This is a genomic window from Mucilaginibacter sp. (assembly GCF_035492695.1).
Lineage (GTDB): Bacteria > Bacteroidota > Bacteroidia > Sphingobacteriales > Sphingobacteriaceae > Mucilaginibacter.
Genome location: NZ_DATJJC010000013.1, coordinates 1 through 25,694, shown reverse-complemented (window position 1 = coordinate 25,694; position 25,694 = coordinate 1). Strand labels below are relative to the sequence as shown.

Below are 25,694 nucleotides of genomic sequence, written 5' to 3'. Positions count from 1 at the left end.
ACTAGCATTTATTAATAGCGAAAATCAATTTGTAGAAGGCTACTTTAAATTCTCGAGCGTTTTTTGATATGTCGTTAAAATTTGAATTTTTTAAAATAATAAATCCATTTGTTGGAGATAGGCCTGTTATTAAACGTCTTAATTCGTGCAATTTTTTTTTATGATTGCTTAAACTGAGCGTAGAGCAATGACTTTCTTTAATTAAAGTGTCAAGTAAGTTAAGATGTTCATTTATTTCTTTAAACTGAGCCTTAATTGTTTCGAAAGGCAAGCGCTTCATTTTTATAAAAAAAATCATCTTATCAACTGACTTGATTATAGTTTTTATTTCTAAAATAATGATGTCTTTTTCTGAATGATTTTTTTGAAATACCTTATTAACATTAATTGCAATATATAATCCAACCGTGCTTGTGATTATCCAGTAAATTATGTCGGTAATTTTTATGCTTTTATCAAATTCAAAATAAGAAAAATTACAAAAAAAAACTCCCAGCAAAACGCCAGAAGTTATACATAGTCCATAAATGAAATACTTATTCAACGTCTTTTATATAACTAATTATTTCATCTTTCCAGTCCGGTTCTTCTATTGAAATTAATTCAATATTTTTTAACACAGTTTCTTTACCGAACTCTTTTGCGAGTCTCATGAAAGTTTCGTCTAAAAATGACGTAGCATACCCTTCAGTGCCATCTAAATCAATTACTAATTTAGAATCGTCCTCTAGCGCCTCCTTGAATGCATATCTAAGAATCTTTTCATAAAATTCTTCACCCGAAAAATTACCATCTGAATAATATCGTGCGCCAGGAGTTTCTGAAAAATCTTTACTTATTTTCAGAAAGTGCTTTGTCATTGCTTGCATGATTTATCTAATATCCATGAATAAAACGTCCCTGAAAATGGCGTTGCCAGTTTAAAGGTAACATTATTTTCAAAATCCAAAAATACATTATTAGTAATTACTTTTAATCCGCGTATAGTCATTTTTGTATGACTATCCTTAACCGCAACCAAGCCCCGACCTCTATTCCTCAATTTAGTTCTTGATCTATAGTCGCCATTAAAAGCATTCTTTAATATTTCCACATTGTCTATCAAGAGTCTAAACTTCACATTTATAGTATTTATTATCCCGTCCCCATTGTCAACAAAACAAAATTCTACTTTGTTTTGATTTGGATAATGACTCGTTGATATATACCAGGTTTTTTCCCGTTGATCATTTAAGTAGGCGTGATTAACAGAATTGGTCATCAATTCTATAAGCATGCCTTGGAGCTTTTGATTTCTAAGATCAGCTTTTTCCGTAAATACTGTTTTCATCGATTTATGAATTAAGCCGGCTGAGTCTTTTTGTTCAATTTTGGTTTTACCTTTTTTAATAGTCATATTGAGTAGTTCCGATTTTAGCTTGCGATGAGGACCTTCAAAATATTGCATAAAGCCGGATTTGATGATAAACTCTCTGGCATTTGGCTCAAGTGGTTGATTTGCTCGAACTCGTATACCTTTACTATCCATGTCAGAACATATTGAGAGTAACATTGTCGCTGCGCCGTCATCAACCTTTCTTACATTTTTAAAATCAAAGTCAACTTGATGAACCTTACGTCGTTCTAATATCTTTTTACTTTTATATATAAAATTTAAGACGCCTTCTAAATTGTCGTTAATCGTAAAGATATCCGGTAGAATTGCTTCTTCTTTACGCAAAGCATTTTTATATCCTGTGTGCTCCGATCTAATCCGCTTAAAAGATTGATTTCTTCGCCGTTTATATCGATTTTGATTTCGGGTGAAGGCCTTAAATCTTCTATTTGATTTTAAAGCCTTGATTTGACTTATTTTTTGTCTTTTACGTAGTCTTTTTCGACGTTGTTTATTCATTATGGAATTAAAGTAATAAGGTATAATTGGCTCGACTATGTCAATAATAGGAAAGGTTAAAACAAAATTAACAATTTGATATCAATTTGTGTAGTTAGGAACCATTATGTGAGGTTAATTGAGACTATCGATTGAAGATTAAGGGGCTTTTCTTATATTTATCTCACATCATCTTATGAGGCTAATTCTTGAAATTGTTGTTGGGTGGTTTTTGATTACCCATCCTTTAGCAAATGTATATCGGCATACTACAAAGGTTGATATTGATACTATCCCCACAGCCGCTCAAAAGCTAATCAAATGCTACCCCGACTACGTCACCGGTTTTGCAGACAACCAATTACTATTCAAAGACGGCAGCCGGATGATATGGGACGACGGCATTAAAAACAAGTCTTACCAGGCTTTGTTGGATGATCCGGATATGAAAGATATGTTCAGTCAGCCGTATGAGGGCGGCTTACCAAAAAATTCTCCTGCCAAGAACTTCGATCCTGGCAGGATACGAAACGGGATGTTTTTCTCAAAAATGTACGGCGTTACAAAGCAACAGGTTGAAAAGAACCTGGCTACCATTGTATGGTGCCCGAAACTGATCGGGCAAAAGATCAGGGTGACCAGGGTTAACGGCGTAGATAAAAAACTCATCGCGGTATCGAAAGAATTGGATGAGCACCCGGAATTGAAGAAATACCTGGACAATATCGGCGGCACGTTTGCCTGGCGCAACATAGCCGGTACGCACCGCCCAAGCATGCACAGTTTTGGGATGACGATAGACATCAACATTAAATATTCTGATTACTGGCAATGGGCCTGCAAGTGTACCAATGAAAATACTGACGTTTTATACCAAAACCGGATTCCGCAAGTTATAGTAGATATATTTGAAAAACATGGGTTTATATGGGGTGGTAAATGGTACCATTACGACACCATGCATTTTGAATACCGGCCTGAACTATTAAACTAAAAGCGACGATACGATGAGAACTATCGCAGCCATCACAATTTTCATTTTTTTTGCCTCTTTTATTCCGCCCGACAGCGTAGTTACCCGCTTTAAACCGCCCGATGGCTTCCACCGGGTAGATGTAAAACCCGGAACTTTTGCGGCCTACCTGCAAAGCCTGCCGCTTAAACCGGTTGGCGCGCATACACGGGCCTATAATGGCAATATTGCTGCGACGGATGCCGAGACCGCTGCCGTAGTGGACATCAGCGTAGGCAAGCACGACCTGCAGCAATGCGCCGATGCCGTGATGCGCCTGCGCGGCGAATACTTGTACAGCCAGAAGCGTTACAATGAGATCAGCTTTCATTTTGTGAGCGGCTTTGTTTGCGATTACACCCATTACGCCAATGGCTATCGTTACCAGGGTGATAAGTGGGTACATACCGCCAAGCAGGATTACAGCTATGAGATCTTTATGAAATACATGGAGCTGGTGTTTGAGTACGCCGGCACACCATCGCTGGAAAAAGAATTAAAGCCGGTTAGCAACCCGGCCAAACTAAAGGCCGGGGATGTCTTCATCCACGGGGGCAGGCCCGGGCATTGCTTTATTGTGATAGATGTAGCAGAAAATAATAAACACGAAAAGCAGTTTCTGCTTGCACAAAGTTTTATGCCCGCGCAAAATATACAGGTACTGCAAAACGCCCCTGGGTATGAATGGTTCAGCATGGATAAAACGTCCGGTATTTGGTACGGGGAATTAATAAAGCCGGGATATTTAAGGAAATTCGAATAATAGCGGCAATAAGCGCAGGGTGTCATGTTGAGGCGCTCGAAACATGGCGGACAAAGGCTTTTACGCACATCCGTCGAGAACCTCAGGATAACAGCCCCCCTGCCCTGGTTTGCTTATGCAACTTACATATAGAGGTACTGATCTCCTATCCGGCGGAGGGCATTGCATTCCAACATAGTTCTTCCGGACTTTCAGGCTTACGCTGACTTCCCGACTTACTTCAACTTACTAAAATCCAAATCCTGGAAATCATAGCTAAAATCAGTTGCCGGGGATATGGGTTTCATTTTGAAGCCGGTTGGTTTGCCATCCTCATCAAGCGAGAAGGTAACAAACGCATCGGCATCCATACTACGAATGTTCCATTTTACCACCATGGTATTGGCTTTATATGCCAATAACTGCCCGGTAAGTTTTGGTGAGCGTTTGGCGGCGAAGACCAGCTTCCCGTCTTTTTCGCTGATGGTCACATCACCCAGCCACACATCGTGATAGGTGCCGGTGTACTGGCTGTTGTCAATCTTCGAGCCGTCGTGCTGCCGCGCTTCCACCTGTTTCCAGGCAGCAGTGGTTACTTTATCAGCTTCCCCCTGGCGCCCTTTGGCCTGGTCGGCGTAAACCTTTACCCAATCGCGACCTTTTAAGCCCAAATAACTGTCCTTGATCTGGTTGGCAATCGCGCTGAATGCCGCTCCCGACTGCTGGTTGGTTAGCACAATAATACCCAGTTTCAATTCGGGGATCAGGTCTACCTTAGTCACCATACCGTCAATACCGCCGGTGTGGCTCACTTCCTTATAACCCTTGGTATCGTTCAGGAACCAACCTAAACCGTAAGCTGCAAAATGGGTGCTGTAGTAACCGTAGGCAGGTACCGGTAAAATAGTTTGCGGGGACCACATTTCCCAATGTATCTTTTCGCTGAAAAGCTGTTTGCTGTCATCATATTTACCGTTATCCATTTGCACGATCACCCATTTACTCAGTTCAGCCACGCTCGAATAAATACCGCCCGCAGCATCTGCATGGGTGGTAACATAACGCGAAATAGTCTTAACCTTACCATCAACCGGCGCATGGGCATCCACAAAGTTGGTGTTGCCGCTTATGCGTTGATAAGCTGCCCGGCTGGCGGTCATGCCCAGCGGCTTCATGATGCGCGTCTCGATAAAATCCTCCCAGCTCATTCCTGAAACGCGTGCGATCACCTCGCCAGCGACAATGTAAAGCTGGTTATCATAATCGAACTTGCTGCGGAAACTCGAAACAGGTTTAAAATAGCGCAGGTTGTGGATCACGTCCTTCAGTGTAAAATCCGTGGAGTCGGGAAAGTCCATCAGGTCGCCGGCGCCAAGGCCAAGTCCGCTGCGGTGTGTCAGCAGGTCGCGGATAGTGAATTCGGACGTAACCCAGGGATCGTATAATTTAAATTCGGGGATGTAGTCCGTCACCTTATCGTCCAGTTTCAACTTACCTTCGTCACTCAAAATACCGATAGCCGCCGCGGTAAATGCCTTGCTGTTTGAGGCAATGCCGAATAAGGTATGCTCATCCACTTTGCCGCCGCGCGCCAGCGACCGCACGCCATAGCCTTTTTCGTAAACTATCTTACCATCCTTAACTATGGCCACGGCTATGCCGGGCACGTCAAAAGTTTTCAATGTTCTTTCAACCAGGCTGTCGACAGCGGCCGGGGCCATCTGCGCTTTTAGGGTTGAAATGGCCAGGGTAAAAATAGCGGCGAGCGCGAGGGTAAATTTGAATCGTGACATGAGTGTTTTATTGAGTAATATAAACATACAAATTATTCCTCATAGTCGTCTGTGAGGGGCACCGACGATGGGGATACAAATATTCGTCATAGTCGTCTGTGGGGACACAGACGACGGGGAGGGGCGCTAATACCTAATCACCCGTCACAAATATCTAACTCCTCTTCTCCACCCTATCATAAAACCCGCCGAAGGTGTTCATCCTGACCGCATCTTCACGGAAAAATTCGCCGGGAAAACCGAGGTCGATAGCGCTGGCTTCATCCAATTTTTTGAGGTGTTCGGCTGTTAAAGTTACATCAACAGTCTTCAGGTTATCTTTCAGCTGGCTCAGTTTGGTTGCGCCAACAATAGGGATGCTTTGAAAGCCCTGCTGCATAGTCCATTTAAGGGCGACGTTCCCGGGCGAAACACCCAACTCGTCCGCTATTTCTATCACAACTTTGGTTATGGCAACGGCATTATCGTTCAGCCTTTTGCTATCGGGTTTTATCCTGCCCTGCTCGCCGCGCAGGTATTTGCCGGTTAACGCACCGCCGCCGAGGGGCGCCCAGGGTGTTAACGTCATGCCGAAATTTTTGGCCATGGGTATCAGTTCACGCTCGGGGGTACGCTGTATCAGGCTGTATTCTATTTGCAGCGCTATCATAGGGCTCCAGCCCATCAGTTCGGCTAAAGTGTTGCCTTTGGCCACTACCCAGGCGGGCGTGTCGCTTATGCCCACATAGTTCACTTTGCCCTGCCGCACCAGGTCGTCCATGCCGCGCAGCACTTCATCGATGGGTGTGATATCGTCCCAGATATGGAGATAAAACAAATCGATAAAATCCGTTTTCAGGCGCTTCAGGCTTTCTTCAACACTGCGCATCATATTTTTACGGTTATTGCCCGATGCATTAGGGTTGGTCACGTTATCCTTCAGCGAATATTTGGTGGCCACTACGAAATAATCACGGTCCTGGTTAGCCAGGTATTCTCCGATGATCTTCTCGCTGGTGCCATTCTTGTACAGGTTGGCCGTATCCAGGAAGTTGCCGCCTGCGTCGGCGTAGGCATCCATAATTTCAAAGCTGGACTCCTTATCGGCGCCCCAGCCATTTTCGGTGCCGAAGCCCATAGTGCCGAGGCATAATTCAGAAACTTTGAGGCCCGAGCGGCCAAGTAGTTTGTATTTCATAGGAAATCAGGATAAAAGTGTTTGCTAAGGTAATAATTGAAAATTTAACAGTTGGGGTAATGGTTTGGTTAAAGCCAAAATCTTCAATATACTTTGTTCCGTCGGCTAAAGCCGGCGGCAATGAATTTGACTGTGTTTATTGCCTTAATCCATTTATTGCATGCCACGCTATTTTGCCCTAACCTCCTCCTTCCCCTAAGATTAGGGGAAGGTATCGCACAGGCCAGGCCCGGGTTACTTTAATGTCACCACGTTAGTATTGATTTACTCCTGCTGCGGGCAGCAAAGAGGGTTGCTTTTTGATCGTATTTAATGATGATCTTTTCTTTTCAAAAGCCCGCCAGTGGTGTCATCAATACTTTGCTGAACGATAAATGCTGATGGGTCCATTTCCAATATCCTGGCTTTGATGGCAGGTATCTCCAGGCGGGTGGCTACAGTGAATATAATATCGCGCGGATCGTTGATGTGACCGTCCTTGCCATAACCGCTTTTCCCTTCATATACGGTAACACCGCGCCCCATGCCGGTTATCAGTTTCCGTATATCATCGCCTTTGACGGATACCACCGTGATGCCGATATATTGCTCGATACCGTTGATGATAAAATCGATCATTTTGGATGCCGCAAAGTAGGTAAGGATAGAATACAAGGCCGATTCGACCCCCAAAAAGAAGATAGCAGCTGAAAATATAACCACGTTAAGCAACAATATCACATCGTTCACTTTTAAAAAATTGGACTTTTTACTTACCAGCAGCGCGGCGATCTCGGTACCATCAAGCACGGCCCCGCCGCGGATAGCCAGGCCAATGCCCACGCCAATGAAGAAACCACCGAACACCGCAGTAAGCAGTTTATCGTGGGTTACATCGGGAAAATGAATAAACGCCAGGCACAGCGAAAGCCCGGCGATAGCCAGTGCACTTTTAATGGCGAACGAGATACCCAAACGCCGGTAACCCAGGAAAAGGAAAGGTAAATTAATAACAAATATCAGCACGGATAAGGGCGTATTGGTGGTATCGGCAACCAGCATGGATATCCCGGTAACACCACCGTCGATAAATTTACTCGAAAGCAGGAAGCCTTTCAGGCCCATGCCTGCCGACAATATTCCTAAAATAACGAATATAAAATGCCTGATCTGCTCGCTCATCTTCATGCCTAAAGATACAAAAAGAGCGCCTTACAGGCGAAGGCAGGCGAAACAAATACCGTTGCCGGCTGTACTTTATATTGTAATTATTTTGAAAGACCATGAAAATAATAACCCTGCACAAGCGGATCGATCCTGAAGAATTACGGGAACATATCCGCGTCAATCTGGACAGGATGTTCTGGAAGCAACGGGACGAGGAAATACATTTTACCATCGAAGGTTCCGGCGATGTAATTGAAATATCACAGCCGGACCTGTACGAGGGCCCGCTGTTTACGATAAATGTAAAAGGAGCGGAATTGAACATAACCCGTTCGGAGCACTACACCGACGATGTAAACTCCCTGACGGTCGAGTCGATACTAAACGAACTATTTTTTGACCTTGCCGGCAAGCACGGTACGGACCTGTTACAGGAGGGTTAAATTGCTGGTATGTTTTGCTAACTTTAACGTAAAATCGGGTTTATGATAAGATTTTGCGTTATCGCTTTCCAAATATTGCTGCTTGCTGTCCTGCCTGCCGAAGCCCAAAAAGTAAAACCGCCGCAAGGCGAGCCGGTCATTATCAACCGGGATACCCTTTTCAAATTCTACACCGGGCAGGGCTTATTAACTGCTAAAGAGCGCGCAGAAGTTATCAATAACCGTCTTGCAGGCATCACCAACCGCATTGCCTTTAATCCGGATTCGCTTAAGCTGAAAAACGACACTTCGCTATCGGTAATTTATTACGAGTCGCAGATTGTCCTTGCGCTGAGTGATAAGGACGCTTCCTTTTCCGAATTGAACCGGCCTCAGCTTGCCGCCAATTACCTTAATATCCTGAAGCAAAACCTGGGCAACTTCTTTTCCAATAACAGCCTAAAGGCCTGGGCCATTAATATTGGGGAGGCTGTTGCGGTGATAGTCTTGCTTATCCTATTGATATGGGCCTTAAACCGGGCATTCAGGTGGGTAAAACTGAAAACCCTGAAAGCATGGGACAGCCGCCTGGCAAAATTGGCAAAAAAAGGCGCCCCGGTCGGTTATGCCGCGCGGCTGCGGCCCTTCATCGTCAATATTGTGCGCGTAGTGCGCATAGCCATCATTATCCTGCTTGTTTATTTGTCGCTGCCTATTCTCTTCTTTATATTCCCGGCATCCAAATCCATTTCTACCGAGCTGCTAAGTTATATTGTAAACCCGCTGAGGGACATTGCGCTGTCGCTGCTTCACTTTATACCCAACCTGCTCACCATCGCCGTTATCTACATCGTTACGCGTTACATCGTAAAGCTGGTGAAATTTATAGCCGCAGAGATAGAAAACGGCTCGTTTACGATCAAAAACTTTTATCCCGAATGGGCGGTACCTACTTACAATATCATCAGGGTGGTGCTTTATGCCTTTATGTTCGTGGTGATATTCCCTTACCTGCCAGGATCGGAGTCCAAAGTATTCCAGGGCGTAACTGTTTTTATCGGTGTGCTTTTTTCGTTCGGCTCGTCATCGGCCATATCCAACATGGTAGCCGGCATTGTGCTTACTTACATGCGTGCTTTCAAAGTAGGCGACCGTATACAGGCCGGCGATGTGGTGGGCGATGTATTTGAAAAAAACCTGCTGGTGACACGTATCCGTACCATCAAAAACGAAGACATAACCATCCCAAATTCCACCATTCTCGGGTCACATACCCTTAACTACACCTCATCGTGCAAAACACTGGGGCTGATATTGCATACCAGCGTTACCATAGGTTATGATGCTCCCTGGAAAACGGTGCACGAACTGATGATCAATGCCGCACTGGCTACCGAAGGAATACAAAAACAGCCCACGCCCTTTGTGCTGCAAACCGACCTGAACGACTTTAACGTTACCTACCAGGTTAACGCCTATACGGATCAGCCCAATAAGATGGCCGTCATCTATTCGGCGCTTCACCAGCAAATACAGGATAAATTTAACGAAGCAGGTGTGGAGATCATGTCGCCGCATTTCACATCGCTGCGGGATGGCAACCGCATACAAATACCGGACGACTACATCGGTAAAGACTATAAGTCGCCTGGTTTTAATTTCAGTAAAGAGAAGTAACTAGCCGTTTATCCAGCTGAATTTATATTCCAGCATCGGGTTTTTCATCCTTTCGGCCACGCGAAGCAGCCGGGCAGGCAGGTTCATGATATAATCGCGGGCCTTTTCGCCGGTCTCGTTCAGGTCTTTCGCACTTTCAATGTGCCAGTCTTCAATCAGCTCTTTCAGGATGTCAACATAGTCGATGGCAGTATAAATGCCCAGCCTCTGCGCAGCATCGGTAAAGTGCCCGAAAGTTTGGCCTACTTTTAAACCAACCTCGCGCAGGAAATGTGCAGGCATTACTATCTTTTTGCGCATCATATCTTCAAAAGCCAGCATGGCCTCGTTAGGATCGACCTCGAAAACTTTGCTGATGAAATATTTGTAAGCCTTGGCGTGGCGTGCCTCGTCGCCGGCAATTACGCCGCACATTTTTGAGAGCAGGGTGTCGCCGTCCTTTTTTGCGGCCGAAGCCACGCGGCGGTGAGATACATTGGTTGCCAGTTCCTGGAAAGAGGTATAGATAAAATTACGGTACGGGTCGGTACCGGTGCCAATATCAAAGCCATCGGCAATAAGGTATTGGGTTGATACTTCCATCATCCGCATATTTACGCGGCCCGACAGGTATAAGTATTTATTCAGCAGGTCGCCATGGCGGTTTTCCTCGGCTGTCCAGTGGCGGGTCCATTTCATCCAGCCGCCTTCCTCGTCTTTCGATACCCCTTCAACCATAGTAAGCCATGATTCGTAGGTTGGAAGAGCCTCTTCGGTAATGGTATCGCCTATCAGTACAGCTATCAGGTCGTAAGATAAGCCCGCCGAACTTTCCTGTAATTCCTTGATCTCGGAAAAGAAGGTTTCCCGGGTCGAATCAGGCAGCAGGTCGGACGGCTGCCAGATGGTATCCACCGGCTTCAGAAAGTCGTTGATCTTCTCGAGCATATATTTTTCAATATGCTTCATTACCTCTCTGCGCTTCTCTTCAAAAAATATCATATTGTACAATAGGGTGCAAAGGTAACGATTTAATATAATGATTACGTCAAGTGCCGATTTTTATTATTTTGCCCCCAAACCGGGCATCTATCAAATAACCAGGCATGTGCATAGGGCGGCACATCACCGGGAACGGAAAATTCAGCCTTATTATTCGTGTCTTCATCCAGCGGTCATCGACTATTTAAGTCGAGGCCGCTGCGCGGACAGTCCTTTTAGCTTCGGAACCCGTATACCCGTAAGTAACACCATGCCTAAGCTTTAAGTTTTGATAATTTGTGAATTATCATTTACCCTTTTAATATTACGGCTTATCGGTCAAACAGCAGTGTAAAAGAACCGTTCCCAGCTGTTTTCGGATGATATTTATTTGGCCCGCCTAAACGGCATTTTCATTACACGCTGATAGTCAACGGGTAATTATGGTTATTTAAATCCCCAAAATGGTAACAAATCACCGCCTTAATCTCGTATAACATTCCACATTTTTAAAGTTTGGCCGGCGCCCCGGATTTTTTTTTCGGCGCATTAGTACCCGGCCCGGCATTTTTAAACGCGGCAGAAAATCTTGTGCTTTTAAATTAATGCTGCTTTAACAATTGAAAATCAGGAGCTTCAATGGCATTCTTGTACCATACATCGTTATCACAATTAAAACCGGCCCGCAAGATATTAACGCCGGCGTCCGGATCCTGGACTTATTCGAAACCAAAATACAGCCCCGATGGCGCGTTTTTTGTAGGTTCAGCACCTGTTGGCGCGTCAAACGGCATCGGTATACTTAACACGATGTTAATAAACGGTGTTGATAACCATGCATTTTTCAATTATTTTTACTATAATTCACGCTAATTAACGGCTGGTTGAATCCTATTATAAACTAAGAAAACCCAATAGATGCTCGTTCAAATTACTAAAGAAGAATTTGCCAGGGAAATCGCAAAAAAGGCATGGTTTCAAACCAACAATATCATCTGGACGATCATACTGCTTTATTGGTTATTCAGTATCCCCGATTTTATTTACGCACCCGATATCTTCCTGCAGTTTTTCATTGTACGCATTATCATTATACTGATCCTTTATATCCTGTATCAATGGCTGCATAGTAAAAACTATAACCACCGCATTATACTGCATACCGCATTCTTTTTGATGTCGGTCACGTCGGCATTGCTGTGCACTATCGTTAACCCGGGCAACCTCAACATTTATTTCCTGCTTTATGCTGCCGTAGTGCTGTTTTTTAACATGCAGGTTTTTTGGGAGCCGGTCAATTCCATTATACAGGCTTTGCTCTCGCTGCTGATGCTGGCTTTGTTTTTTAACCTTTTCAGCGAATCGACCATCGACGTATTCATCAGTAACGGCGGCGAATACTTTTTCATTATCCTGGTAATTTCGTGCCTGATACCCAATGCCCGGCATAAGGTGATATTGCGCGAAGTGCACCAGCAGATCGTTATCGAAAAATCGAACGAGCAACTGAAGGCACAAAACAGGGACATCAGTGAAAAGAACCATATCATTGATATGCAATACGAGCGCCTGCGCAAACTGGATGAGCAGAAGAACAGCTTTATCAATATTGCGGGGCACGACCTGAAGAACCTGGTAGGATCCATCATCATGAGTAACAACATGATCAAAGAGGAGGAAGACAGGCTTAGCGGCGACCAGAAAGAATTTACCGGGTACATAGGCCAGTCGGCCGAGAAAATACAATACATGCTGAGCAAACTGATGGATGTGCGCGAGATAGAATCGCCGGAGCTGCAGTTTAACATGGAGATATTTGACATTAACCAGGAAGTGATGCACGTGTACCGCGGCCTGGTTGAAACCGCGCAGATGAAGAACATTCACCTGGTGGACAATATCCTGAAGCTACCCTTAAATGTGAAACTTGACCGTGTGTTTACCGGGCAGATATTCCAGAATTTGCTGTCGAACATCATCAAATTTTCGCAAACCAATAACAGCATCAATGTGGTTACCAGCCTGCAGCGCCAACGCTTTGTTTTTGAGATAATTGACGAAGGCACCGCCATTGGGCAGGAAGAACTGGATATGATGTTCAGCAAATTAAAAACTTTAAATGATGCTTCGGGGCATGTGGAAAGCCGGCTTGGGCTGGGGCTTTCGATAGCCAAGCTGATGACCCAGGAAATGGGCGGCGAGCTTACTTACCGCAGCGACGAACATGGCAATTATTTTAGAGTAGAATTTAACGTGATCAATTAATACCTGCAACCAAATGAATAAATTTTTAAGCCTTTTAGCTCTTGCACTACTGCTAAGTACAGCATCAATGGCGCAAAGCGTTGTATCTTTCAAAGCGATGGGGCACGACGATGAACCTATCTACGGCATGATCGGTGCCAGTGCGTTTTACCTGAAGATCAGTCCGCTGGTTGAGATGAACGGTAGCAAACTGGTGCTTTACATCGAGCCGTCGCAGGCGCTGATCAAAGATCACTCGTTTGTGAATATCGTCATCAACGAGAGGCCAGCGTATAGCGCCCGCCTGAGCAAGGATTCGGTGCAGAAAATCACGATCAACCTTACACCTGAAGATCTGCCGGCCGATAAGTTCCTGAAGGTGCAGGTAAAAACATTGCTTACCGTGTCGGACGATAAATGTAAGGACCTTGATAACCCGGCCATGTGGGTAAAGGTGAAAGATTATTCCTACCTGTCACTTGTAAAAACGAATACCAACTTTTTTAATAATGTAAACATCAGCAACTGTTTCGAATCCAAAAGGGCTATAGTTTACCCTGTTAACCCGTCGCTGCACGACCTGAAGGCCGTGGCCTGGGCTTATTCGCGTTTGAAAAAGACACTTAACAAGGACATCAAAGTTTACCAGGAAGATGCCCTGCCCGATACCGTGCGCAACTATATTATGGTAGGAAAATGGGGCAGCCTGCAGGCCGATAAAAAGCAATTGATAAACGTTACCCCCGAGCCCGGGCAAGGACTGCTTTTCCTGAAAAAGGCGCTGGTGACCTACGAAGATTCGGTGGCAAAAGGCAAGGCGAAAGGTAAGGAGGCCGTAACGGTACCCGGTGAGATATTATTTGTGACCGGCGGCGATGATGCGGGCTACGAAAAAACCATAACGGCGCTTGGCAATATGAACATCCTGAATTCGTCGTTCGGCGAATACCTGCTGATACAAAATGCTCAAAATAATTTCTTTAAAACGGTAGAAGAAAACAGGACAAGGCTTTCCTTGCGGCAAATAGGCGGCGCGCCTAACTTTATGTCGGGTATAGGGTCGCTAACCAATGTGTACAGCTTCAAAAATAGCGATTTCAGCTTTACGCCGAAGGAGGTTGAACTGCACTTTGTAGCCAACTACAGCAGCCTGACACCGGGCGACCGCGGCTATTTCAATATCTACCTGAACGGCATGCTCATCAGCAGCGAAAGGCTTGACGCCACGGGCAAGCTGAACACATCGGTAAGCATTAACCGCTACCAGCACCATAAGTATAACACCGTGGAGGCCGAGTTCAGGATATACCCAAGCAGCGGCAACTGTATCAACTCGTTCACTAACTTCTTTGCGGAAATAGATGTCGACAAATCGTACCTGGAATCGAAGAACCCGTTCATTACGAACGACCTGAGCTTTTACCAGTATCCCGAAGCGTTTAACAGCGGCACCACGCTGATCGTTATCAGCAAGGAATATGCTAAATATGCGGCTTCGGCACTGGGCGAGATCATTTACGAATTAAACAATAACATCAATGCCAACAATTTCCCCGAGTTTACTTACTCGGATAAGGTGGGTACTGCTGAACTAAAAAAATATAATATTGTCGCCCTGCTGTCTCAGCATGACCCGCTGATAGATAAAATGCCGGATGCGCCGATACGCTTCAATCAAAAGTTCCGGATACTGAATAACGAGAATAATAAGGAGGTATACCGGCTTTCGGACTCGGTTTCAAATGGCCTGGCACAGATATTTTATGGCCGTAGTAATAATGCGGTGCTGGTTATTACTGCCACCGGCAACCAGCAGTCCGACGCATTCCTGGCAGCTTCGAAGTCGATCACAGAGCAGTTGTCGACCTTGTCGAGCAACATGTGCATCTCGGACGTGAATGGCAACAAATACCTGTTTAACATCAATAAATCGAGCGAGAACCTTGAGTATTTTGATAGCAAAAGCGCATTGACGCGTTTTTGGGAAACTTACAACCTGTACATTTTGCTGGGTATACTGGTGCTGATACTGATGTCGTTCCTGTATGTGCGTTCGAAGGTTCAGAAATCACAGGAACTGTTTAACGATTAGCCCCGGCTTCCCTGTCCTCCGTGAGGACAGGGGCTTAAAATATGGCGTGCGACCTCATTCCGACCCTTCTCCAAAGGAGAAGGCTTTTAAAATTATGACGATCCGATATCCTCTCGCTTGGAGAGTATTTTGGTGAGCCAAAATAATAACTTATAAATACTACAAATGGCAATTTCGGTCCCCGAGCTTCTGGTAAAGGATGGTTTTATATCAGCTAACGATCGGGTACGTATTGAAGATTATTCGGCAAAAACCGAACAGTCGTTCCTGAAAATTGCCCTTAGTTACGGCTATATTTCCCGTAAAAATTATGGCCGGTCGATGAATAATGCGGGCTATGAGTTTACCGCCATACGCGACCAGCAATATGATGAAGATGTGATAAAGGAAATAGATCTCGATTTTTCCGACGCTCATCTTGCCATCCCCCTGCGGATCGAGAACAACAGGGTGGTGACCGTTATGGCCGACCCCACCGACCGCTTGCTTATCGACTTTGTGCGGATGACTTATAACCGGGAACCGGAGATCATTATAGCCGACGACCTGGATATTACCTGGCTGAGCCACAAACTGCTTGGCGAAAAACAGGTTAAATCAGCCGTATTTGAATTACTCAACCGCGACCCGAACAGTTCGGCCTTGACAACGTTTACCGGGCCGCAGCTGGTATTTTTTTTCCTGCTGGTGGGCGGCTTTGCAGCGGGCGCTGTACTGCATTTTAAAATACTGATGATCAGCCTTAATGTGGCCATCAGCATCTTTTTCCTGATAGCTATTATTTTTAAACTTTTTTTATCGCTGGTGGGTTCGCGTTTCGAGCTGTACCAGGCAGTAACCAAGCACGATCTAAAACATTTGCATGACGATGACCTGCCGGTTTACACCATTCTGCTGCCGGTTTACAAGGAAGATAAACTGATAAAAAAACTGATCTGGAACCTGCAAAGCATCGACTATCCGCGTGAAAAACTTGATGTAAAGCTGCTGATAGAAGAGGATGACGAAAAAACACTGAATGCTGTACGCAACCTGGATTTTCCGGCGATTTTCGAGGTGATCATTGTGCCTTTTCACATGCCCAAAACCAAACCGAAGGCCTGCAACTACGGGCTGCATTTTGCCAGGGGCAAATACCTTACCATTTACGACGCAGAGGACATTCCCGATACCGACCAGCTTAAAAAAGTGGTAGCGCTTTTCAATAAACTGCCCGAACACTATATCTGCATACAAAGCGCGCTGAATTATTTTAACCGGAACGAGAACTTCCTGACCAGGATGTTCACACTGGAATATTCGTTTTGGTTCGATTATATGCTGCCGGGACTCGATACACTGGATATCCCCATCCCATTGGGCGGCACCAGCAATCATTTTAAAATAGACGCCCTGGTTGAACTTGGCGGTTGGGATCCTTTCAATGTAACCGAGGACGCCGACCTGGGCGTGCGTGCTTATGCTAAAGGTTACAAGGTGGCCATTGTCAATTCCACCACTTATGAAGAGGCCAATAACGAACCCATTAACTGGATACGCCAGCGGTCGAGATGGATCAAAGGGTATATGCAAACTTACCTGGTGCACATGCGCAACCCGGTGAGGCTGATAAAAAAGATAGGCTGGAGAGGGTTTATTGGTTTTAATTTCTTTGTGGGCGCTACCCCGCTTACTTTCCTGGTTTACCCAATACTGCTTATCGTTTTTTTGGCGTATGTGATATTCAATATTGCTTCCATCAAGCAGCTTTTCCCCGACTGGGTGCTGTTTGTGTCCATCTTTAACCTGATGGTGGGGAATATATTAATGATCTATGTCAATATGATGGCTGTATTTAAACGCCGCTTTTACGAGCTGATATTATTTGCCATCGCCAACCCGGTTTACTGGCTTATGCACTCGGCGGCGGCTTATAAGGGATTATATCAATTAGTTGTAAAACCGTTTTACTGGGAAAAAACCAACCATGGTTTGAGCAAGGTAAACAGCGCGACAAATGTGATCAGGTAATGCACAGGAGAACGTTATATCTTATTATTCTTTCGCTGCTGCTTGCGGGCTATTACATCTTTTTAGGAGTGTACCTGCATAACCTGGGCTATCACAACCTCGAGTCGCTTTTTTATTCGGAAAAAAACAAGATACTGATCGAGGGTCTTGGCAACCGGCTGAAGGTGATGGGGCTTACCGCGCCTATCCTCCCGTTTTACGGCACGTTCATCTTTTCCTTCAAAAGCTTCCTGCTTGGCCCCATATTCGCATCGGCAGTGGGTACCGCGCTGCTGTTTTACATTATGGCGCACACGCTTACCAAGCGCAGCCACGACGATTTTTATATGCTGATACTGCTGGTGCTGTTTACCCTGCACCCGGGGCTTTTATATACCGCATGTTCGGGTAAGTCGATATACCTGGTACTTATTTTCCTGTTCCTGTTCTTTTATCATATACTCCGGTACTACAAATCCAACACCACGTTCCACGTCTCCATTGCCAGTATATGCCTGGTGGTGCTGGTATTTTGCGATTATAAGTTTATCTGGCTCACCCTGTTCTTTATCCCGCTGGTGCTTTTCATCGCTACGCAAAGCCTTAACCTGAGCGAGCAGGAAACCATTTTCAGGCTGATACAAAGCTTTAATGCGCCGGCGCTTCGCCGCAAGCTTATCAATAAAACGTTTGCCATATATATCATCATCTTCCTGCTGCCATTAGCATCAATAGCGATATTCAAAATGCTGAACCTGACGCACGCCAACGACCTCGACTACTTCCTGGACAGCCCCTACGCTACCTGGACGGTATTGACCGAAAAGCTACAGTTTGAGCAGGCTACCAGTTTTGTGCACTACCAGTCGTCGCAGATATCGCCTCTGGTTACAGCAAGTATTGCGTTGTATTGCCCTATGATCGTGGTGGCTATTTACCTTTTCAGGCATAATACTTACCAGATATTAACCGTTGCGGCACCCTTTGCCTTTGTGGAGTTCCTGCAGATAAAATATGACAAGATATTCCTGGCGCATGAGTATTTTCTCATTTTCCTGGTGCTGTCGCTTTTATGTATCGTCTTCAGGGGTCACCGGCACGAGAACCAGCGCCTGATGAAAACCCTGCTGACAGTCATTGTACTGATACAACTGGTTACAGGTTATTTCTTTTTGAAAAACTCCTTTATTTTTGAAGAACGCGACTTTGTGAATACCCTGTTCCACGCCACGCCGGACGACAGCCAGGCCGAAAATAGAGAGATAGCCTCGTTCATCAACAGCCTGCCGTTAGAGCAGCAGGTGATGATAGATGATGCGGTGGCCTACCCGGTTGTGGCATTCTCGGATCATATCCAGCGGTTTACCATGCCTTACCAGGAGACCTACCTGAGCGCAAGTGAGGCCCCCGAAAAATATGTCAATTATATCCTGATAGCTACCGACCGCAACCCGCTTACCGGTTACACACAATTGAATAACAAATACCTGCCGGCCATCAAAAAATCCGACAGCAACCTGAACGTGCAAAAAGTGTACGAGACGGATAACTGGATATTGTATAAAGTGTTATAATTTGGCAATTGTGTAGCAGGGATATGCACTCACCCCAACAAATCTTAAAAAACTATTCCACTATTTTCAGCACATCGCAATCGGGCAGGGCCAGCAGGGTATCGGGGCTGTAATCGTCTGTTTCGGCCTTAAGGTATTCCTTACCATTATGCCAAGCTATAACTATCTTTAGCTTGCGCTCGCCGCTTTGAACGTAATATTTTTCCATACCGGTTTTAATGTAGTGCAACACCATAAAATCGGGCAACTCCCAGGGGAACCCGAGATACTGGCCACCAAAGCTTTTGATGATCTCGTGAGGATCAAAATAATAGTTACGTTTCGAAATACATGAAACCTGTCGTAATACTGCCATAAAAATTGGGGTATAAAGGGGCAACTAAAATATGGTAACACACCTGTTACAATCAACCGTTAAAACACCCAATTGTTACGGTGTTTTAACGGTGTCTTTATTTTTATTTAACCAGCGTAAGCTTTACCTGCGTCAATAAGGGCGAACTGGTTAATTGATTTTCAGCCTTAAAAATTTTTAACTCCCAAAGGTTGTGAGAATACACCCGCCCGATAAATCCGCTTCCCCGCCGGTTGCGTAACTCTATCAAACAACATTCTTAATCAACACTTCAAAATCACCTTATGAAAGCAAAAACCATCAAAAAGATAGCGCTTTACAGCCTTTCCACCTTTTTGCTCCTGGTAGTGGTGCTGGCGGTTCATATCTATTGGGTTTATCGCCCCAAGCCACCGGGCCCCTATTCAAAGACAATGGCCAGGATCGATATCAAACAACCGATAACCCAGGACGATGCCAACAAAATATCCGCATGGATGTATCATCAAAAAGGCATAGACCACGTGCTGGTAAACCCGGACAGCCGGATTGTGGTATTCACATTTTATCCCATCAAAACAACAGGGGACAAAATTGTGAATGACTTTAAATCCGACTTCCACATGAAAGCCGATCGCTTTAAGCCGACTGAGGCCGACCTGGCCAGCAGTTGCCCCGTAGCTAAAACATCGGTCACCTATAAAGTTTACAAATTCATCGAACACATACTCTAAAAACAATTATTATGAAAAAAGTACCATTTTTAGCCATTATAATGATCAGCCTGATGGCTATCTCATTTTTCTCGGCGTGCAGTAAAAAATCAACCCCCGCGCCGGTTAAGGCCACGCTATACGACTCGTTGGGCGGAAGTACCATGGTGGCCGACCCTGCCAATCCGGGTATGATGATTCAAAAAGGTCGCCTGGGCATACGGAGCGTTATAGACAGCACCATATTTGTTATTGCTGCCGATAGCCGCATTAACGGCCATTTTACGGTGCTGCTGTCCGAGGTAACCGCCGGAAACTTATCGGGCTTTTCTGAACTGAGCGACAACCTGACAACGTTTGTGGCAGTTGCTACCGGGTCAAAAAGTTATACTTACTCCGGTATGAGCATGCACGATGCGCATGACCCGGCGGTGAACAACCGGATGAACGGCAAAGCGACCAGCGCCGATTTCGACGCTTTTGTGGATGACCTTGTAAAGGGCGCCAACAAGAATCACCTGCCATCTAACCTGATAACCTCTGTTGGTGCATTGGTTGAGACTTTGAGGAGCCAGGTGGTTCAGATGTAAAATACTCTTGAATGCTGTGAAGTGGATGAAGCGGGTTTGGGTTGAGTTTTCCCGGCCCGCTTCTTTTTTAAAAATGATCCATATCATTTTTTTACCCGCTTCAAATCACGCGGCAATACCTTTTCAGCCCTGATATTTGAGATCGTGAAATCAGGAAAAACCAAAACGATGTATTTTATGAGGGTGATAACCTTTAGGCTATTTGCCGCGTATCTTAACTAACCATGCAAACTAACAAACCATCCGATATTTCGAATTTCTACGTTGCGGGCATCAACTATAAAAAGACAGATGCCGCTACACGCGGGATGTTTTCCATCAGCAGTGAACACTACGAGGGGATATTGCAAGCAGCCGCCGAACAGGGCGTAGCTTCTATGTTCATCCTGTCTACCTGCAACCGCACCGAGATATACGGTATGGCCGATAACGCCGGCCAGCTTATCAGCCTGCTTTGCAGCCGTGCGCAGGGCGATGCAGCCACGTTCAGGCAAACAGCCTATGTTAAAAACGGACGCGATGCTGTTGAGCATTTGTTTAGTGTTGGCGCGGGGCTGGATTCGCAGTTATTAGGCGATTATGAAATTGTGGGCCAGCTGAAACAGGCAGTAAAGTTTTCGAAAGAACGCGGTGGCATCAATTGTTTTATGGAACGGTTGGTAAACGCAGCGCTGCAATCATCCAAAGAGATCAGAACCAACACAGCGTTAAGCGGCGGCACGGTTTCAGTTTCGTTTGCGGCGGTGCAGTACATAAAAGAACATGTGATTAACTACGAGCACTGTAATATAGTGCTGGTTGGCACCGGAAAAATAGGCCGCAATACGTGCAAAAACCTGGTGGATTATTTGGGAACCAGGAATATCACCCTCATTAACCGGTCGGAAGATAAAGCTATACAACTGGCAAAGGAACTTGGCCTGAACCACGCCCCGATGGATGAACTGAGCCAACAGATTTATGACGCGGATATAGTGCTGGTAGCAAGCAGCGCCGATGAGCCTGCGATTTTAAGAAGTCACCTGGAAAATGCGGGCGATAAGCTGATCATCGATCTTTCGGTGCCTAATAACGTGGAAGCCACGGCAAGGGAACTGGAGAACGTTACGCTGGTGAACGTAGATGAGCTTTCGAAAATGAAAGATGCCACCCTGAAAAAACGTGAGGCGGAAATACCCATGGCGATGAATATTATTGCCAAACACCAGGAGCAATTTATGGAATGGTGCCGCATGCGCCGCAACGCGCCGGTGCTGAACGCGATAAAAGGAACACTCAAAAAAATTGCAGATATACATAACAGCGAATTAAACAATCCGCAAACCCGTTGCCCGTATATCGCTGCCGAGCAGAGGATACAGCAGGTAATTAATGGTATAGCCGGAAGGATGCAGAGCCAGGATCGGCCCGGCTGCTATTACCTGCAAGCCATCAACGAATTTATCGGTCCTCATCGATAAATGTCATAACACCTATTTTTACATTCCCGCTACTTTAATTGCTGCTGCAACCCGGTATATTTGGGTTATGGAAAAGAGGCAGATACTGGTAGTTGGCCGTAACGAGCAGATACTAAACACGATAGAGCGGCTGATAAACAACAACCCCAAATGGCAGGCGACCGCCTGCCTTACAGATGAGGAAGCGATAAAAGTCTGCGATAAACAGCCATTCGACCTGGTGCTGATAGGCGGCGGAGTGGATGAAGCTTCGGAAGCAAACCTGCGCAAATCCATCACCGAACGCCATCCCGGCACGCCTATCATTCAGCATTTTGGCGGCGGCAGCGGATTATTGGCTACGGAGATCAATATCGGGTTGGGGGATAGTTAATAGCTACTTAACTAATCTAAGTATCAAAGTAATTTGTTATATATTAGTATCATGAAAGCACCTGTCCTTATTTGGCTAATAGCCTTATTCCCGTTTAAAGTCTTCTGTCAGTCAACTATAAGTGCCGACACTGTTATCTATGGCACGGTTCAAACGAATTATCCCGGTGGGCAGGAATCCTACAATAAATACCTTGATAAAAATGGCCGTTACCCTCAGATAGCCCGTCAGGTTGGCGTTCAAGGCAACGTTCTTGCACGCTTTATAATCGAAAAAGACAGTACACTGAGCCACATCGGGATTTACAGCGGAATAGGCAGTGGTACAGACGATGAAGTTATCAGATTGATCAGAAATAGCGGTAAATGGATTCCGAGTCAGCTTAATGGCATCAATGTAAGAACGCGATGCATTGTGCCGATCCAATTCTTGTTGGAATCTGACGATAACCATAAACTGCAGAGCGGTATATATGGTGAGTCTGGAGACCCGGATTATTTATCCGCCTCGATCAAAATAGAATCACGCGGTATCCCGGTTTCAGAAGCTAAAGACTATCTAAACCAATCCGTCCGGTTCATTGGTAAGATCCACGCAACAAAGGCAGTAGCTGATTCGGTTTTTGTAATTACCTGTGAAGATATTACCAATACATCGGCAATGAAGTTTATTAATGTAATATTATTGGGCAAAGATGTTTTAGAAAAAGATATACCAACAAAGCAGTTACCACATTGTCTTATCACAGGAATGGGTTCTGTTGTTTCGATTGATAATATCCCGGTGATTATTATAACGGACAGAAAGCAATACAGAATTTTGCCAAAAAGTGATATTCCTTTACCGAAAGGGATACATGAAATCGGCTATTAAAACCTTGTTTTTGACGGAATGCGGTGTGATTGGGTTTATTAGGCATTCGGTTGAGCCTTACTGCCTCCCCACCTTCCCTGATCGGAGAAGAGGAGGACTGATGATTTTATTTGTCCCCATAATGCCCGATAGCTGAAACTACGGTAACGGTGACTACCTGGTGTTCGATAAAATAGACCAGCCTGTCTTTCTTATTAATGCGTCGTGACCAATAACCTGATAATTCGAACTTCAATTTCCGGGCTTGCCGGTACCTGCTTCGGGATGCAGGTATAATTCACTGATAATGCGCTCTACTTTTTTTATTGATGCCTTATCGCCGGATTTCTGAATCTCTAATAATCTTTTTTAGCCCTATCGGATACAATTACTTTAAATTATCCCATACAGATTTAGCCGGGTCGAGTATAGTGAATTTCCTCGTTTCGGCCTGTTTTTTACTTTCTTTTATTTTGCCAACAAAATCGGGGTTATAGGGGCTGGTTTCGATGCTGATTTTCCATGCTTTGGCAATGGCTTTCAGGGCTGATGACTGCTCTTCATCTGTGGGTTCATAATCAGTGTTCCATACACAAATTTAAAGAAATAAATTATTACCGTCAAAGGTGGCAAACAAGTGTATAAGTTGAGAATTAGGGTTATTTCAGCGCAACCGGCAATATCAGCAAAAACGCCATTGCTTTTCCATAATCCAACTGCCTGTATTCCATACCCAGCGCGCGCAAATTGTGGTAATAATTTTGATGCTGTCGGTAATATTACTTTTTCGGATCCGTTTAGCGGCGGTAGTAACTATAAGAATGCCCGGCAGGGGCTTTCTTTATAATTTTCGTTACATTTATCCGTTTGTTACCAAACCATTATCAATTATGAAAGCTATTAAACCTTATTACCTGTTTCTTTTTTCGGCCGTTATTGCCTTCACTATTTCATCGTGTAAAAAGTCGGATGCGGTTAAGCCATCGCTAACGCTTATCAATGCGGTATCGGTTACGGGCGGCTACGGCGACACCATAACGTTAAGAGGGACAAACCTGCCTACGGCCCATAACCCGGTGGTTACGGTAAATGATCAATCTTTCGAGATCGCCGAAGTGACAAGCACCAGCTTTAAAGCGGTAGTGCCCAAAATGGTGGGCTCGGGAAAGGTATCAGTGAAGGTTGACGGAATAACTTACGACGGTCCGGATTTTGTTTATAAGTACAAAGCCGTTGTGACTACTTTGGCGGGTTCGGGCGATGGCGGGAGCCAGGACGGGTTAGGAGGTGCAGCTTCCTTTAATTGCCCTTGGGGTACTGTTGCGGATGATAATGGCGACCTGTATATTGCGGATTGCTACAACCGGCTGATCAGGAAGATTACGCCCACCGGTACCGTTTCGACGATACACATACCGATAACGATAAATGGCGCCACGTTTTTTTCGCCCAACAATATTGCCCTTGATAAAGCTACTCACACACTTTATGTAACCGATTTTAATGCACACCTGCTAAAAATCAACGCAGATAACAGTATGGTGGTGATATATGACGGGCCATCGGCCACATCGGGCATAGCGGTTGGGTCCGACGGTTTTCTATATATGGCTAATAACATTACCTCTACAATTTTTAAACTAAGCACCGACGGGTCGACGGCAACCCCGATAGCCACCAACATTGTTACGCCCCGTAATATTATATTCGATAAGTCAGATAATATGTATGTGGCCGGCTACGACCCGATAAAAGGCCAGGCAGCGATATTCCAGGTGGCTAGGGATGGTTACAACCGGGTGATTTATGATGATCCTGATTTTAAAGGCTGGGAGATTGCGGTAGACCGGGCCGGCAATTTCTACGAGGCCGATCATTTTAACAACGTGATCAAAATTATTGACAAGAATGGCAAAATTGCAATTATAGCGGGCAGCGGCAATGCGGAAGACGTAGACGGCGTTGGTTTGGCGGCTTCGTTTAACGGTCCGCAGGGGCTTGCGATTGACGCGGATGGCAACCTGTATGTTTCAACTTATAACTACGATACCGGCGGAGGCAATAAAATACGAAAGATAGTGGTTTATTAAGCGATAAAGCCCCGAATTATTGGTTGGTTAGCCGCCGCAGATGGTTTGACGCCACCGGAAAAGATATTGTATTTTTTCTCTCCCGGGCTCCCCTGGTGAGTGGTGAATGGTGAATGTTTTGATTGACTATTGACTATAAACAAGAAAGGCCGTTATCTTTGGATAACGACCTTCTTATAAAATTTGGCACCGACCTACTCTCCCACATTTTACTGCAGTACCATCGGCTCTGGCGGGCTTAACTTCTCTGTTCGGAATGGGAAGAGGTGGACACCGCCGATATAGGCACCTGAATGCTTTTGAGGTGAAAGCTGAAAGGTGAAAGGATAAAGCCCCTTGCCACGCGGTCAGATTTACCTGCTGATATTTTATAGTTGAGTTGAAAGTTATGATACCGGGAAAGTCACCTTTCACCTTTATCCTTTTACCTTTCGCCTAAACTAAGACATTAATTGGAAGGAGTTATTTCGAAAAGAAGTACAACAGCTTTTGTTTGTTATCTGTTGATGTGGTGAATAGTGAATTGTCAACAGTGAATTTACATTCACCATTCACTTTTCACTACTCACATTGTTCATCAC

25 protein-coding genes and 1 rRNA gene are annotated in these 25,694 nt (G+C 45.1%); 15 read left to right on the top strand and 11 right to left on the bottom strand.

All coding sequences use genetic code 11. The features are described from left to right. Window position 1: 1 nt before the first annotated feature. Genes VL525_RS09540 through VL525_RS09530 form a run of 3 tightly spaced genes read right to left on the bottom strand, consistent with a single transcriptional unit; the run spans window position 2 to window position 1,894 of the window. On the bottom strand, window positions 2–544 hold the full coding sequence (locus VL525_RS09540) for a hypothetical protein (protein WP_325385810.1): 543 nt from the start codon (window positions 542–544) through the stop codon (window positions 2–4). Further along, window positions 537–869, bottom strand: a complete 333-nt coding sequence (locus VL525_RS09535) for an STAS-like domain-containing protein (RefSeq protein ID WP_325385808.1) — start codon at window positions 867–869, stop codon at window positions 537–539. The genes VL525_RS09540 and VL525_RS09535 overlap by 8 nt, the downstream gene beginning before the upstream one ends. Then, window positions 857–1,894 carry a hypothetical protein gene (locus tag VL525_RS09530; protein ID WP_325385806.1) on the bottom strand — a complete coding sequence of 346 codons (1,038 nt, stop codon included), beginning with the start codon at window positions 1,892–1,894 and terminating at the stop codon, window positions 857–859. Before VL525_RS09530 ends, VL525_RS09535 begins: the two co-directional genes overlap by 13 nt. Before the next feature lie 175 nt (window positions 1,895–2,069). On the opposite strand from VL525_RS09530, the gene VL525_RS09525 reads away from it, so the two are divergent. Together VL525_RS09525 and VL525_RS09520 are read left to right on the top strand one after the other, a co-directional pair. Further along, a complete protein-coding gene (locus VL525_RS09525) occupies window positions 2,070–2,867 on the top strand; it encodes a M15 family metallopeptidase (RefSeq protein WP_325385804.1) in 798 nt (265 codons plus the stop codon). A 13-nt stretch (window positions 2,868–2,880) separates the two neighbouring features. Then, window positions 2,881–3,648 carry a DUF4846 domain-containing protein gene (locus VL525_RS09520; RefSeq protein WP_325385803.1) on the top strand — a complete coding sequence of 256 codons (768 nt, stop codon included), beginning with the start codon at window positions 2,881–2,883 and terminating at the stop codon, window positions 3,646–3,648. 215 nt (window positions 3,649–3,863) lie between these two features. Here VL525_RS09520 and VL525_RS09515 read toward each other — a convergent pair whose 3' ends face one another. The 3 genes from VL525_RS09515 to VL525_RS09505 form a co-directional block, all read right to left on the bottom strand. Then, window positions 3,864–5,420 carry a serine hydrolase gene (locus tag VL525_RS09515; RefSeq protein WP_325385799.1) on the bottom strand — a complete coding sequence of 519 codons (1,557 nt, stop codon included), beginning with the start codon at window positions 5,418–5,420 and terminating at the stop codon, window positions 3,864–3,866. Between the two features lie 154 nt (window positions 5,421–5,574). Then, complete coding sequence (locus tag VL525_RS09510; protein WP_325385797.1) at window positions 5,575–6,597, bottom strand: aldo/keto reductase; 1,023 nt, start codon at window positions 6,595–6,597, stop codon at window positions 5,575–5,577. 309 nt (window positions 6,598–6,906) lie between these two features. Beyond that, window positions 6,907–7,764 carry a YitT family protein gene (locus tag VL525_RS09505; protein ID WP_325385795.1) on the bottom strand — a complete coding sequence of 286 codons (858 nt, stop codon included), beginning with the start codon at window positions 7,762–7,764 and terminating at the stop codon, window positions 6,907–6,909. A gap of 95 nt (window positions 7,765–7,859) precedes the next feature. Here VL525_RS09505 and VL525_RS09500 point away from each other — a divergent pair, with 95 nt between their 5' ends. Both VL525_RS09500 and VL525_RS09495 read left to right on the top strand, forming a co-directional pair. After that, a complete protein-coding gene (locus tag VL525_RS09500) occupies window positions 7,860–8,186 on the top strand; it encodes a hypothetical protein (RefSeq protein ID WP_325385793.1) in 327 nt (108 codons plus the stop codon). A 42-nt stretch (window positions 8,187–8,228) separates the two neighbouring features. Continuing rightward, window positions 8,229–9,842 carry a mechanosensitive ion channel family protein gene (locus tag VL525_RS09495; protein WP_325385791.1) on the top strand — a complete coding sequence of 538 codons (1,614 nt, stop codon included), beginning with the start codon at window positions 8,229–8,231 and terminating at the stop codon, window positions 9,840–9,842. Here the strand turns inward: VL525_RS09495 and VL525_RS09490 are convergent, their stop codons facing one another. Beyond that, entirely contained in the window at window positions 9,843–10,823 is a 981-nt protein-coding gene (locus tag VL525_RS09490) for an acyl-ACP desaturase (protein WP_325385789.1), read from the bottom strand. 618 nt (window positions 10,824–11,441) lie between these two features. Here VL525_RS09490 and VL525_RS09485 point away from each other — a divergent pair. The 5 genes from VL525_RS09485 to VL525_RS09465 all read left to right on the top strand — a co-directional run bounded on the left by VL525_RS09485 (window position 11,442) and on the right by VL525_RS09465 (window position 18,701). Next, window positions 11,442–11,675 carry a hypothetical protein gene (locus tag VL525_RS09485; protein ID WP_325385787.1) on the top strand — a complete coding sequence of 78 codons (234 nt, stop codon included), beginning with the start codon at window positions 11,442–11,444 and terminating at the stop codon, window positions 11,673–11,675. Between the two features lie 45 nt (window positions 11,676–11,720). Further along, a complete protein-coding gene (locus VL525_RS09480) occupies window positions 11,721–13,067 on the top strand; it encodes a HAMP domain-containing sensor histidine kinase (protein ID WP_325385785.1) in 1,347 nt (448 codons plus the stop codon). Between the two features lie 13 nt (window positions 13,068–13,080). Beyond that, entirely contained in the window at window positions 13,081–15,138 is a 2,058-nt protein-coding gene (locus VL525_RS09475) for a cellulose biosynthesis cyclic di-GMP-binding regulatory protein BcsB (protein WP_325385783.1), read from the top strand. A 165-nt stretch (window positions 15,139–15,303) separates the two neighbouring features. Next, complete coding sequence (locus VL525_RS09470) at window positions 15,304–17,148, top strand: glycosyltransferase family 2 protein (RefSeq protein WP_325385781.1); 1,845 nt, start codon at window positions 15,304–15,306, stop codon at window positions 17,146–17,148. Further along, complete coding sequence (locus tag VL525_RS09465) at window positions 17,148–18,701, top strand: hypothetical protein (RefSeq protein WP_325385779.1); 1,554 nt, start codon at window positions 17,148–17,150, stop codon at window positions 18,699–18,701. The genes VL525_RS09470 and VL525_RS09465 overlap by 1 nt, the downstream gene beginning before the upstream one ends. A gap of 52 nt (window positions 18,702–18,753) precedes the next feature. On the opposite strand, the gene VL525_RS09460 is transcribed toward VL525_RS09465, so the two are convergent. Beyond that, window positions 18,754–19,056 carry a DUF3892 domain-containing protein gene (locus VL525_RS09460; protein ID WP_325385777.1) on the bottom strand — a complete coding sequence of 101 codons (303 nt, stop codon included), beginning with the start codon at window positions 19,054–19,056 and terminating at the stop codon, window positions 18,754–18,756. Window positions 19,057–19,340: 284 nt separating this feature from the next. On the opposite strand from VL525_RS09460, the gene VL525_RS09455 reads away from it, so the two are divergent. The 5 genes from VL525_RS09455 to VL525_RS09435 all read left to right on the top strand — a co-directional run bounded on the left by VL525_RS09455 (window position 19,341) and on the right by VL525_RS09435 (window position 23,044). Then, window positions 19,341–19,769, top strand: coding sequence for a hypothetical protein (locus VL525_RS09455; protein ID WP_325385775.1), 429 nt, complete (start codon window positions 19,341–19,343; stop codon window positions 19,767–19,769). 11 nt (window positions 19,770–19,780) lie between these two features. Then, complete coding sequence (locus VL525_RS09450; protein WP_325385773.1) at window positions 19,781–20,338, top strand: hypothetical protein; 558 nt, start codon at window positions 19,781–19,783, stop codon at window positions 20,336–20,338. Between the two features lie 224 nt (window positions 20,339–20,562). Further along, window positions 20,563–21,798, top strand: a complete 1,236-nt coding sequence (hemA, locus tag VL525_RS09445; RefSeq protein ID WP_325385771.1) for a glutamyl-tRNA reductase — start codon at window positions 20,563–20,565, stop codon at window positions 21,796–21,798. 67 nt (window positions 21,799–21,865) lie between these two features. After that, complete coding sequence (locus VL525_RS09440) at window positions 21,866–22,171, top strand: hypothetical protein (RefSeq protein ID WP_325385769.1); 306 nt, start codon at window positions 21,866–21,868, stop codon at window positions 22,169–22,171. Window positions 22,172–22,222: 51 nt separating this feature from the next. Then, window positions 22,223–23,044 (top strand): energy transducer TonB, encoded by an 822-nt coding sequence (locus VL525_RS09435; RefSeq protein ID WP_325385767.1) that lies wholly within the window; start codon window positions 22,223–22,225, stop codon window positions 23,042–23,044. 106 nt (window positions 23,045–23,150) lie between these two features. Here the strand turns inward: VL525_RS09435 and VL525_RS09430 are convergent, their stop codons facing one another. Next, entirely contained in the window at window positions 23,151–23,279 is a 129-nt protein-coding gene (locus VL525_RS09430) for a type II toxin-antitoxin system YoeB family toxin (RefSeq protein WP_325385765.1), read from the bottom strand. A 132-nt stretch (window positions 23,280–23,411) separates the two neighbouring features. Beyond that, window positions 23,412–23,621, bottom strand: coding sequence for a DUF2683 family protein (locus tag VL525_RS22810; RefSeq protein WP_414684742.1), 210 nt, complete (start codon window positions 23,619–23,621; stop codon window positions 23,412–23,414). 292 nt (window positions 23,622–23,913) lie between these two features. Between VL525_RS22810 and VL525_RS09425 the strand changes: the two genes are divergently transcribed. Then, window positions 23,914–25,113: an IPT/TIG domain-containing protein gene (locus VL525_RS09425; RefSeq protein WP_325385763.1), complete on the top strand. Its 1,200-nt coding sequence runs from the start codon at window positions 23,914–23,916 to the stop codon at window positions 25,111–25,113. Window positions 25,114–25,294: 181 nt separating this feature from the next. Here VL525_RS09425 and rrf read toward each other — a convergent pair. Next, window positions 25,295–25,406, bottom strand: a 5S ribosomal RNA gene (gene rrf / locus VL525_RS09420). Window positions 25,407–25,694 lie beyond the last annotated feature (288 nt).

Bases quoted from the DNA above. Each gene is read 5' to 3' on its own strand.
- VL525_RS09460 (WP_325385777.1), bottom strand. From the start codon at position 19,056: ATGGCAGTATTACGACAGGTTTCATGTATTTCGAAACGTAACTATTAT.
- VL525_RS09535 (WP_325385808.1), bottom strand. From the start codon at position 869: ATGCAAGCAATGACAAAGCACTTTCTGAAAATAAGTAAAGATTTTTCA.
- VL525_RS09425 (WP_325385763.1), top strand. From the start codon at position 23,914: ATGAAAGCTATTAAACCTTATTACCTGTTTCTTTTTTCGGCCGTTATT.
- VL525_RS09470 (WP_325385781.1), top strand. From the start codon at position 15,304: ATGGCAATTTCGGTCCCCGAGCTTCTGGTAAAGGATGGTTTTATATCA.
- VL525_RS09450 (WP_325385773.1), top strand. From the start codon at position 19,781: ATGAAAAAAGTACCATTTTTAGCCATTATAATGATCAGCCTGATGGCT.
- VL525_RS09515 (WP_325385799.1), bottom strand. From the start codon at position 5,420: ATGTCACGATTCAAATTTACCCTCGCGCTCGCCGCTATTTTTACCCTG.
- VL525_RS09520 (WP_325385803.1), top strand. From the start codon at position 2,881: ATGAGAACTATCGCAGCCATCACAATTTTCATTTTTTTTGCCTCTTTT.
- VL525_RS09530 (WP_325385806.1), bottom strand. From the start codon at position 1,894: ATGAATAAACAACGTCGAAAAAGACTACGTAAAAGACAAAAAATAAGT.
- VL525_RS09440 (WP_325385769.1), top strand. From the start codon at position 21,866: ATGGAAAAGAGGCAGATACTGGTAGTTGGCCGTAACGAGCAGATACTA.
- VL525_RS09495 (WP_325385791.1), top strand. From the start codon at position 8,229: ATGATAAGATTTTGCGTTATCGCTTTCCAAATATTGCTGCTTGCTGTC.
- VL525_RS09465 (WP_325385779.1), top strand. From the start codon at position 17,148: ATGCACAGGAGAACGTTATATCTTATTATTCTTTCGCTGCTGCTTGCG.
- VL525_RS09475 (WP_325385783.1), top strand. From the start codon at position 13,081: ATGAATAAATTTTTAAGCCTTTTAGCTCTTGCACTACTGCTAAGTACA.
- VL525_RS09505 (WP_325385795.1), bottom strand. From the start codon at position 7,764: ATGAAGATGAGCGAGCAGATCAGGCATTTTATATTCGTTATTTTAGGA.
- VL525_RS09490 (WP_325385789.1), bottom strand. From the start codon at position 10,823: ATGATATTTTTTGAAGAGAAGCGCAGAGAGGTAATGAAGCATATTGAA.
- VL525_RS09525 (WP_325385804.1), top strand. From the start codon at position 2,070: ATGAGGCTAATTCTTGAAATTGTTGTTGGGTGGTTTTTGATTACCCAT.
- VL525_RS09500 (WP_325385793.1), top strand. From the start codon at position 7,860: ATGAAAATAATAACCCTGCACAAGCGGATCGATCCTGAAGAATTACGG.
- hemA (WP_325385771.1), top strand. From the start codon at position 20,563: ATGCAAACTAACAAACCATCCGATATTTCGAATTTCTACGTTGCGGGC.
- VL525_RS09435 (WP_325385767.1), top strand. From the start codon at position 22,223: ATGAAAGCACCTGTCCTTATTTGGCTAATAGCCTTATTCCCGTTTAAA.
- VL525_RS09480 (WP_325385785.1), top strand. From the start codon at position 11,721: ATGCTCGTTCAAATTACTAAAGAAGAATTTGCCAGGGAAATCGCAAAA.
- VL525_RS09485 (WP_325385787.1), top strand. From the start codon at position 11,442: ATGGCATTCTTGTACCATACATCGTTATCACAATTAAAACCGGCCCGC.
- VL525_RS09510 (WP_325385797.1), bottom strand. From the start codon at position 6,597: ATGAAATACAAACTACTTGGCCGCTCGGGCCTCAAAGTTTCTGAATTA.
- VL525_RS09455 (WP_325385775.1), top strand. From the start codon at position 19,341: ATGAAAGCAAAAACCATCAAAAAGATAGCGCTTTACAGCCTTTCCACC.